Below are 11347 nucleotides of genomic sequence, written 5' to 3'. Positions count from 1 at the left end.
TGAGTAAGTGGTATTAACAAGGGTCTCCTCGGCCGCCCACGTTTTCTATTTCTTTTTTTATATGTTGGCTTGGCGACTGGGCCGTTCATGGGCCATAGCAAAAAGAACGGTTCATGCTCGGGCTCAACGGGAACACCTCCAATCTTCACGTCCTGTGAAGTATCCGGCTGCCGACATCACGTCGGCAGTCCCGTTTCGCTTCCTCGCCCTCACCGGCTATGGCAACCATTCACTCTATGTCGCTGACGCCAACATATCCGTACGGGGAAAAGACAAAGACCAGGAACCAGTGGAGGCAGGTACTGAGTGGTGTTCGAGGAGGGGATTCTTCGGTCGCACCAAAAGCAGGGCTCCCTCAGAATGACAGTACTATAAAAACAGTCGTGCGGAATGGCACAATACCGGGGAAGGAGTGTGGCGCCCTCCCCCCTGTCATTCCGAGCAAGCGGCGGGTCGTGTGTACACAGGACTGATGCTTCAAAAAAAAGGGCGCACGGTGGGTGATTTATAAAGAAGGCGGTCTGCCCGCGGCAGACCGCCTTTATTGCTTCTATTTCAGTTTCAGCCGATCCTGTCTCGATCAGGCCGCCGCGGGAAAGAGGTTGATCCTGTTCACGATCTTCTGCAGGATAAGGATCGCATCCTTCACGGTAACCTTATCGTTCCCTGCAACCTTCGCCCGCTGCTGTGCATCGTTATCCAATGTATCCAGCTTGACGACATGACGCAGGACCCGGATGGCGTCCATGACATCGACTTTACCATCGTTGCAGACGTCACCGTAAAGCTGCAGTGCCACATCGCCGACGGTGAAGACCTCCTGCACGCCGATTTCGCCCGCGCCTGTCAGGGTGACGGTCAACTCCTGCGGCAGATATCCTGCCTGCCGGAAATCGATCGTGTAGGTTCCGGCGGGAAGCGCATCGGTGGTGAATGTCCCGTCCGCCGCGGTCAGCAATGCCTGATCAACACCCTGGACGGTTACTGTCGCACCCGCCAGTGCTTCCCCGACAACGTCGGTCACCTTACCACTGATGAGTCCCTCGAGTTCGCCGCCGCCAACTTCTCCGCCATCTACCGGTGCATTATACACGATATAGCACTGTGCCTGCTCCAGCATGGTGATTATCGACCAGGTTTTCTGCTCGGGACTTGCGGGGTTTTCCCTTCTCCACTTGGTGTTGTAACTCACCACATCGCCCATATCATTCCCGTTCAGATAGAGAATATCCAGTGCATTCAGATTCGCATAGGGGCCGAATTTGGCCAGCGGATGGTGCGTATTCACTGTATCGTCTATCCACGCGGTGAGGTTCTCGATTTCGTTGTCGGAAAGATCGAGGATTCCCCCGCCCATGTAGCCGCCGAATTCGATATCCTTGATGGCACCGATATCGTCTGTACCCAGTCCGTTAGCGGAGAGATCCAGCACATGGAACTGTTTCCCGGCCAGCGGTGCCAGATTCGCAACGCTGTTGCCGCTCAGATAGAGTGAGCCGCCACCGCTTGCACGATCCTGGAAGGATATGTCGTCGAAGGACATGTCAGGGAGAACGGTGAGCAGCAGCCTGATTCCCTGCATCACATCCACGAACAGCACGTCCGCCAGGTCACTGATATCCGTGATCTCGTTCTCGTTGAGGTTCAATTCCTCCAGTGCCAGGCCGTTCAACACATCCAGGTTGGCAGCCGCATCGTTCTGCGCCAGATTCAACCGCCGCAGTGCGGTCATGCCTGACCAGTCGGATCCTGCCAGGGTGAGCCCGTTGTCGGACAGATCAAGGTACCTCACCTTGTCGAGAGCGGTGATATCATCCAGCTTGGTATTGTTTATATTGGCTGCCGCGAGGCTCAGATCCTTGAGAGACGCGAGGTCGGCCAGCGCCGTCAGATCACCCAGCGAACCGTTGCCGGAGAGATCCAGCGTGCGCAGCACATTCAGGTCCTCCAGGTCGCCCAGCGTTGCGATCGCGTTGTCGGAGACGTCAAGCTCCCAGAGCGTGGTCAGAGCGGTGATAGCCGCCATATCCGCATTGCCGAGGCTTGAACCGCTGAGGTAGAGTCTTCTCAACTGATCCATGTCTACCAGGTTAGCCAACTTACCGCCGGCATTGTTGCCCGAAAGATCCAGGTTTTCCATCTTCGTCATCCCTTGCAGTTTATCGAACCCGGTTGTGATGGCATTGCCGGAGAGATCCAGATATCTCATCGCCGTCAGGTTCTCAAGCGCGTCAATATCGTCAATCTCGTTATCCGCCAGGTAGAGCCGCTCCAGAGCGGTCAGCCCGGCCAGGTCGTCCACGCTGGCAATCTCGTTATCGGAGAGGTAGAGCCGCTCCAGGTTTGTCAGATTATCCAGCGGTGATATATCGCTGATCCCGTTTCCGGTCAGGCGCAGGTTTTCCAACATCGTCAGATTGGACAGAACATTGATGTCATCAAACCCGCAGCAGGAGAGGTCCAGGATTCTGAGTTTGGTCAGCCCTGCCAGAGCCCCGGTACCAGCTTCGGTAACCTTGGGATTGTATCCCAGCGAGAGGCTTTCCAGGTTATTCAGATCTTTCAGCGGGCTCAGGTCTTCGATCTCGTTGCCGTAGAGATCGAGATATTCCAGGTTGACCGCATACTCAAGGCCGGTCAGGTCGGTGATACCCCTGCTCACGGCAGAGAGCCCGCGCAGTTTCTTCATGTCGCCCTCGGTAAGCTCGCCTTCCACCCCGTTGAGGATGAGGGCAAACTCGATCGCCGCACGCAGCTTGGCGTCGGGGATATCCACCTCGTCACCATCGGCATGCAGTCCGATTACGGCATCCTCATCCGTCTCCACGTAGGTCAATCTGCTGACCTGATCGGCAAGCCAGTTGAAGGCGCCGGCAAGCGTGTTGCTGAAGAATCCGGAGGCAGCCTCGCGAACCGATCCGCCGATGATTTCGCCGGGTTCTTCTTCCTCCTCCTCCGGCCTGAGCAACCCATCCAGGAAGTCATACATGCCGCCACTTTCCATCCAGTCGGCCAGCAGCATCAGCAGGCTCTTGCCTGGGGTTCCGTCCCTGTAAAGGAAGCCATCATCCGGATCAAAGAGTGCCCTGATGATCACTTCGGTCAGCCTGGGCTCCGCCATGAAGTCCTTTACCTTCCCGAGCAGGATATCGGAGACATTCTCGCCGAGCCACGATGCCCTCGTCCGATCGCCTTCACCGTCTCCAAAGTCCTTCTCCTCCTGCAGGAATTCCGCAATCTTGCCTTCGGGTAGAAGCTCGATCAGCTTCTCGATGATGGCCACGATGGTGTCGGCCTCATCATTCACGACATCGGCGATATCCGCCACCAGCTTACCGATGTCAGGCAATGCCGCGTTGATTTCCGGCACCAGAATATCATCGTTGGCAATGTAATCAGCCACCTCCGCCAGCGGTATCAGCTCGCTGACATCCAGGGCAATCTTCTCCAGCAAATCCACCAGACTGAGTTCGCCCGGTTCCAGAGCGCCTTCGTCCTTGATGATAACCGCCACCTCTGCCAGAAGGTCGAGGAAGTCGGTGCGTTCATCATCTTCACCGAAGAGCACCTCCACCAGCCGTGCGGGGATGTAGATCGGATCTGTGCATTCCTCGGGCGGATCTGCTGTACACCCATCGCAGACGCCGCAATTCATGTAGAGGTCATTGTCCGCAATGTCGGTTGCCACATCCGCGAAGTTCAAATTCAGCAGTTGATTTTTCAGTGCATCCAGTGTCGTTACCTTATACTGGCAATCATCGGGATCTCCAGTCTCGCAATCATCGCATTCGCCGCAGGGCCACTCTTCCGCCAGTAGCAGCGGCACAAACTCTGCCACGAAGCCGCCCGCCCTGTCCAGAAGGGCAAAGAGCAGTTTTTCATCATCGGGAGCATCGCCGATGCGGAAGTCATCCACCGCTTTGATGATATCGCCGACCCAGGAGGAGATGGTTCCCAGGTTCAACGGCTTGTCGGGATCGACCTCGGGATCGGCACCCTGTGGGTCGGTACAATCCAGCGAGTAGCCGCCTTCCGCCAGGCAGTTTTCACATACACCGCAGGGCTCGCCCGATTCGTAGATCAGCCAGTTGAGCACGACGGTATTGACAATGTCACCGGGCAGCCCCGAGAGGATGCCGGCGATCAATTTCATGATATTCAATTTGGCACCGGCGATGATCACGTTCCAGCTATCGCCCGGGGTGCGGTAATCGGCACGTTTTACCGCCTCATCGGAGATGTAGGTGAAGGCCGGGGCCATGAATTTTTCGTTGAACTCCTCGTCCTTGAGGAAATCGTTGATCACGTCGACGACCACATCGCCGATATTTACCAGATCGACATTGTCGGCAACGCTCGGTGCCAGCAGTGCGAAGATGTCCTCGTCTGTCGCCGCCCCCTCGATGATGCCGGGGAGGAAATCAAAGAGGATCTCGATGGCCTCATTCACCAACACGGCAAAGTCATCATCCCCCAGCAATGTCGCCGCGAAATCGGGTACGAATTTCAGCACATCGGTGACCACATCGCCGAGAATACCGCTGATGTTGTCGATTTCACCCTGAATTGTATCACCAATCGCAGCGGGTACCTCCCTTACCAGGAAGACGATCAGGTTTTCAATGACCTTCATCGTCTCATCGGTAACCTTCGTATCATCATCAACGAAGAGTTCATCGAGAACGCCTGTCACCAGGTCGAGCACGAACTGGACGACGCCTTCTGTATCATCATCTCCGCTGACGAGTCTGGTGAGGAATGCACTCACTTCATCATCGGCAAGCAGACCGGTCACGACATCGATCACATCCTTGACCAGATCCTCGTCACCGAGCAGGTCGAAAATGATCTCCGCCAGGGTTGCAATATGTTCCTCGAATCCATCGCTGCCCAGCAGGTCGCCGATGGCCGTACCGAGCACCGCCTTGATCCTCTCATCGGCGATGATTTCACCCAGAAGCTCTTTTCCGTCTTCCATCGTCGCCGACAGTTTGGAGCGATCCTCACCCAGCAGGTCATCAAGGACCACATCTATCACCGCTGCCAGGCGGTCATCGTAGAGCAGGTCGGTGCCCATATGCTCGATCATTTCCATCACGGCATCGATGATGTCGTCGCTGGTGACCTCGGCGTTCTGCACCGCGCCGCCTTCCTGCAACTGCGGCTCCATGCCGCCGGCAGTAAGGACGGTGTTGATACCCAGCGAAGGCATCGCCTGCAACATCTCCACGTCATAGTCGCTCTCCACCGCACCGCCGATGATCTCGCCGGGTGATGCCGGGTTGAGAATCTTCTGGAAGCCGGTGAGGGGATCGATACGGCCGAAGAAGAGGTCGTGAAGGCTCCTGACTCCATCGGCAAGCAGATCACCCAGGATGGCCGCGGTATCCTCGTTGGTAACCACCGTTTTGACCACATTGAGTACCCTCTTGCCGATATCGTATTCATTCTCATCCAGGACCAGTTTTTCGGCAATGATCTCGCTGACACCTTCACCAAGCTCATCATCTTTTAGCAGCGAGGAGATGAACTGCCCGGGCAGATCCTGAATGATCCAGCCGAGCTTGTATCCCCTGCTTTCGTCCAGCTCTTCTTCATCCTCGTCGTAGATGAAGTCACCCAGGAAATCGAAGATGCCTTCAACCTTCGTGCCGGTAACCACATCTATCAGCATCTGGCTGAATTCCGGGCTGATGGTCAGCAGTTCCTTGATGGTGTCAAGATCGATCTCGATGACCACCGCTTCAACGATCTTGATCAGATCATCCCTGTTATCCTCGATGAAAGCCTCCAGATCTTCGGCATCGGGAGCAATCTCGCTTACAGCCGTGAGGATCTGGTGAAGTAGTCCTGCGGTGGGTAAAAGCGGTCCTCCCGTAACAAGATACGGGTTATTGTCGATTGTTTCCGTGATATCGCCGACGAGGTCGAGCACCTTGTTCAGCATCTTCGGAAGCAATTTGTTCAATTCGGATTCTTCCTCCGCCTGCTCGGCCATGAGCTCGCCGATCAGCGCGATCGGGCCGACTTTTCCGCTGTCGGCGTACATCGATTCCTCTATGCGGTTCTTGATGATCCCGAGCAGCGAGGGTGTTGTGCTGTCAAAAATAGCACCGCCGATACCGAGCACCGTGTCGATGGCCGGATCCGCAATTGTTCCGCGGATGCGGGCCTCGGTCAGGAATTTGGCCAGGAATCCATCGATGAATTCAACGAGGGATATATAGCCGTCCTCGAAGGGATGCCCCTCGGGCAGATTGTTGAAATCCAACTCGCTCAGCAAGCCGGTATCTTCATCCATCACCTGGAATTCATCGATGAGCCACTCGCGCAGCAACTCGAAGAAAGCCCAGAGACCGTTGAAGAGGCCCGTGACTATCTGTTCCGGAGAGACGGCAACCAGTCCGATGCCCGCTATCTCCACGTAGGCGGTGGACAGCGGATATGCCTCCTCACCGTATGCCGCCTCGATAAGCGCATCCTCGAGCATCCAGATCACCGTATCCAGAAATTCCGTGTCGCCGAGCATGTCAACGAGCAACGTGTTGACCTCGTTGAGCAGATTCCTGTTGTCGGGGTCCGGGCATTCCTCCAGGTCGGGATCCGGATCTTCGCCGCAGAAGGGGCAGTCCTTCTTGCCGCAGGGTACGTCACCCTCGAAAAGGACGATATCCACGATCAGCTGTTTCAATGCAGTAGAGGTAACATCATCGTTCAGGATCTTACCCACGTCAACGAGGATATTGTCTATCGGGCCGTTGGCAGCCAGCAACTCATCCAGCAGCTCGTCGATGATGACCTGCAGCAGAAGGTCATCATCATCCCCCTCCTCTGCTGCGAGGAGGGCGGAGACCAGGGTGAGCCCGCGCGAGGTCGCATCTTCGATGAGTTCTTCAAATCCTTCTCTTATGTTGACGGGATTCTCGCAAGGCCCTTGCGGATCGCTGGTGCAGCCAGTGCACTCTCCGCAGCGGGCTTCCGTTTCTTTGAAGGCAACGCCAGGCGCCTCGGTCATTCTAACCAGCTGCTCGTACTCCAGGAACGGGGCAATTAAATCCGTAATCATATCACCCGCTTCACCGACCGCTTCCTTGATGGTGGTGTCAACCACATCCGCGGGGGTTTTCCACTGTCTCTCGCAGAATTCTGGCGGGTCGGCCTGACAGGCCTCACATTCGCCGCAGGGCTGGAAGTGCTCGCAGTCTGCGTAGGTGGGCTCCCTGCCATCATCTATCGCCGCCAGGCAGCCATCACATTCGCCGCAGGGATCGTCGTAGAGCTTGATGACCAGCGGCTCGTCGGGGAAGATGCCACCTATCAGCTCGTTGAGTTCATCGGCAAATTCATCCGCTTCCTTCTTCTCGAAGTCCGCCTTCAGGTCAGCATGCGCGTCCAGGACCGTATCTCTCAGGTCCTCCCCGAAGTAACCCGCCTTGAGGCCCTTGACATCGTCATCGTTCATCACGTCAGCGATAAAGGCAGTGAGGGGATTGAAGAAATCGGCATTGGCTATATCCTCCACCACCTGGAATTCATTGAGGAACATGTAGAGGACCGAATCGGGGAAGTCATAAACATCGGTCTCGGTTACCAGGCTGCCGATGGTTGAACCGATGCGCCACAGGCTGTCGGTGATATAATCCTCATCGGCCATCTGCGCCCACATCTCATGCAATTTCTCGTCATACTCTTTTCCGTAGAATCGCGGATAGAGGAGTTTCAACATCGGAGCCACGACACGGTCCACCACCCCGAGCCCCGCTCCGGCGATCCTCTGCCCGTATCTCAGCACATCCTCGTCTTCCGTGATTTCCTTCAGTTTCTCATCTTTCAATTTATCCGTGAATGCCTTGAGCCTGTTCACGGGGTTTTCACAATTCTCGGGATGACCACTCGTGCACTCATCGCATTCGCCGCAGGGCCAGTCGCGGTCGAGGATCTCCATGACCACGGCCATGACCACGCTGACGAGGGAGGCTTCGAAATCCTCTTTCTCGAACGGATAGAGGGGGTCACCATCCTCGTTCTCATCCCTCTCTTCGTATCTCCCGCCGAGTGCCACGTAGAGCCCCTTCAGGGCGTCCTCGCCCATCAGCACGTCCATCTTGGCCTTTATGGCCGCTTCCCGCGCATCGGCCTTTTCTTTGGCCGCCTTACACGCGTCGCAGAGTTCGCCTTCGGGCAGCAGCGCACAATCGGGACACTCCTCCACCGGCTCGGGATCCTCGATTCCTTCCGCAACACCTTTCAGAATACCCCTGACCAGCGAATGGCCGATCATGTCGGCCTTCACCCAGCCGTCATAATCGTAGGGATCTTCTGGGTCGGGTTCGTAATAACCTTCCCCGTTGGGATTATCGGACTGGAGAACAACCTCCATGCTCTCCTTGAGATTGTCAAAGATCTCGTCCGCATCGAGGTCTTCCAGCATCTTGAAGATGTTGCCCACGAGCTCATCCACTTTTTCTTCGTCCAGCAGGCTGGCGATCGTGGACCAGGGGATGAGACCAAAGCCCGGGTCGTCCCCGGATTCTTCACCTTCGCCCGAGATATGGTCCATGAGCAGGGGAAGGAATATATCGAGGTGATCCATGATCAGATCGAAGAGTCCGGGTCCCTTCGGATCGGTTATTTCGCCGTCGTCGTCTCTCTCGGCTTTCCAGTGGAAATCCTCGAGGGCTTCGTCAAGGACAACCCTGAGGCGCCCGTCAGCCGTCCATTTATTCTCGCAGTTGTCCGGATCGGCAGGATCTGCCCCGCAATGCGGGCAGGTGCTCAGGCCGCAGGGCTCACCTTCTTCGGCCAGTTCGGTCTTGATCTTGTCCATGGCCAGATTCACGATCTCGTCCAAACGCCCCAGGCCAAGCGACTCCTCACCGGTATCTTCGTCGGTAACGACAAAGTTGTTTGTTTTCAGAAGATCCCAGAAAGCTTCTTCTTCGTCGAGGAGAGTATCCAGTGCCGCCGATACCGCGGCGGAAGCCGTCCTGCTGATGTTGCCGAGGTAGTCGGTCGCCTGTGGGTCTTCCTCGTCATATTTGAAATATTTGTCGATGAACGGCATCAGGCCGTCTTCGTTTTCTTCATCCATGTATTCTTCAAGAATTTCTCCCAGGTGGTAAACCAGCGAGCCCTCGTTCGAATCGTCATCGCCCATCACGAAGCCCAGGATCTGGTCAACCAGCTCGTCGATGCCCAGCAACAATCCGAAGATGTCCACCCCTTCTTCCTCGCCCTCATCGCCTTCACCGCCGCCTTCATCGCCGCCATTTTCATCACCGCCGCCGATGTCGATGGCCGAACCCATGAAGGCATCCATCAGGATATCCACCTGTCCCAGGAGTTCGGTCAGCGCGCCGCCCGGATCCTCTTCCAGATAATCCATCAGCGCGTCGATGACATCCTGAAATGCTTGCCAGGAATCTATGGGGTCTTCGGTGTTGACGGTGCATTCCTCTCCGGCCAGACATGCGTCGCACTTTCCGCAGGGAGATCCCATCTTGAATTTGAGGAAATCCATGATCTTGGTCACCAACGTCCCCAGCAGGGGATGGCCGGGAACAGCATCGGGATTTGCAACAAGATCGGGATCCGGGTCGGCAAATTTGCCGATCAGGTCATCGACGATATGCTCCATCACCGGGTCCAGGAAGACGGCCAGTAGGCCATCCACTACCTCCTTGAAGGCCTCGGCCTCCAGCAGTTCTTCGAGGAATTCATCGGCGATCCCGCTGAAATTGTCCAGGATCCTTTTCAGGGTAGGTTCTATATCCGGGTCTTCCATGAAACCCTCAAAATATTCCTCGAAAGGCTCCTTGACTATTTCAAGGAGCCCATCAAGGAATTCCTTGTATTCGAGGTCTTCGAGAAAATCTTCGGCAAAATCATTGACAAGTTGAAGAATACCTACAAACAGATCGTCGATGAGGATATTTCCATCCCCATCATCGACGACGACATATTTGAGGAAACCTGTCAGGAAATCCTTGAATTCGGAATCCTGAAGCAGATCGAGTATGTCGCCAACCAGAACCTTGGCAAATGCCATGATATCATCGTCCAGGATGATCCCGCCGATGAATTCACCGATGGCAATCGCAAGCTCGTCATCTTTCAGAATCAGGAGCAGGAGCTCGTCCAGCGCACCGATATCATCATCGTCGGAGAGTCGGATCACCGCACTCTCGAAGATGTCGGCAAGCTGCCCGTCCTCCAGGGCTGCGGCGGAAAAATTCTGCCATGAATCGTTCACATCCGCAAACTTGCCCGCCCGTTCCATGGCGGCAAATTCCTTCTCGAAATCATAGTCACCGCTCCGGGCACCCTTGAACAGGGAACCGAAGTATGTACTTGCCTTGCCGGCCAGACCGCCGGCAGCAGCCTTGCCGCCACCGAGGCCGCCCGCCGCAATTACCGGTGCCGCCCCCGCAACGACGGGAGAAAACACCATCATGAAAGTAATACACAGCACCAGAATCGTCCTTGCCACCGATGAACTACCGAAATTCTTCCCCATCAAATTCCTACCTCCCAGTTGAAATAATTTAATTTTGAAAACCTCGAGAATCATCAATCTATGATCAACGTATAAACGGTTGAAAGGAAAAGAAAAGGATTCTTGCTTTTTCTAGCGCCAAGATCATTAAATATTCTAAATAATTTATACAATTACTGTAAACAGTACCGGTTAAACAAAATTATATCGCAAGTGAATACCAATGTCAATTAATTATACTCATAATTTTCCACTTTCCCTGGAAGGGGTAATTGCATGTCATTCAAGGGTTTGTGGCTTTATGGCAAAAAAAATAAAAAAATAATTTTTGAAATAATATTTTGCCATCAGTATTATTCATTTTGTTACAATATTTAGATATATTTATGCAGATCATGCACATCCCCTTTCCCACCCCTTCCGTTTTTCTCCGCTGGCTGTGATTTCCCCTTTTTTTTGGGGATATGTCGCTGACGTCAACATATCGGTACGGGGGAAAAAGGGAACCAGTTTGTGCCGGTAGGAAGGATTACTTGAGGAGGGGATTCTTCGGTCGCGGCAAACTACAGCCGCTCTCTCAGAATGACAGGTTGTGCGTTTTCTTTCTCTGGCAGTAGGGTAAGGGGTGCTTGAGGAGGGGATTCATCAGGCGGTTTTGGCTAATTTTTGTGTGTATGCAAAAGATAAAACCCAGGAAATAGCTTCCCCCCGTGAGCAAGTGGTATTGATGCAGGTTTCATTGGCCGCCTGACTTTAACTCCTTCTTTTTTTTATATGTTGGCTTGGCGACTGGGCCGTTCATGGGCCATAGCATAAAGAACGGTTCAGGCTCAGGCTCAACGGGAACACCTC

Annotated in this window: 1 protein-coding gene; it reads right to left on the bottom strand. The window is 54.7% G+C overall.

Annotated elements, in window-relative coordinates; translation table 11 throughout:
- Positions 1-580 precede the first annotated feature (580 nt).
- Positions 581-10516 carry a hypothetical protein gene (locus GX364_09450; GenBank protein NLI71073.1) on the bottom strand — a complete coding sequence of 3312 codons (9936 nt, stop codon included), beginning with the start codon at positions 10514-10516 and terminating at the stop codon, positions 581-583.
- Positions 10517-11347 lie beyond the last annotated feature (831 nt).

This window comes from Bacillota bacterium (genome assembly GCA_012518215.1).
In the GTDB taxonomy this organism is placed as follows: Bacteria; Bacillota; Dethiobacteria; order DTU022; family PWGO01; genus JAAYSV01.
This window is presented reverse-complemented; position numbering and strand designations above follow the sequence as displayed.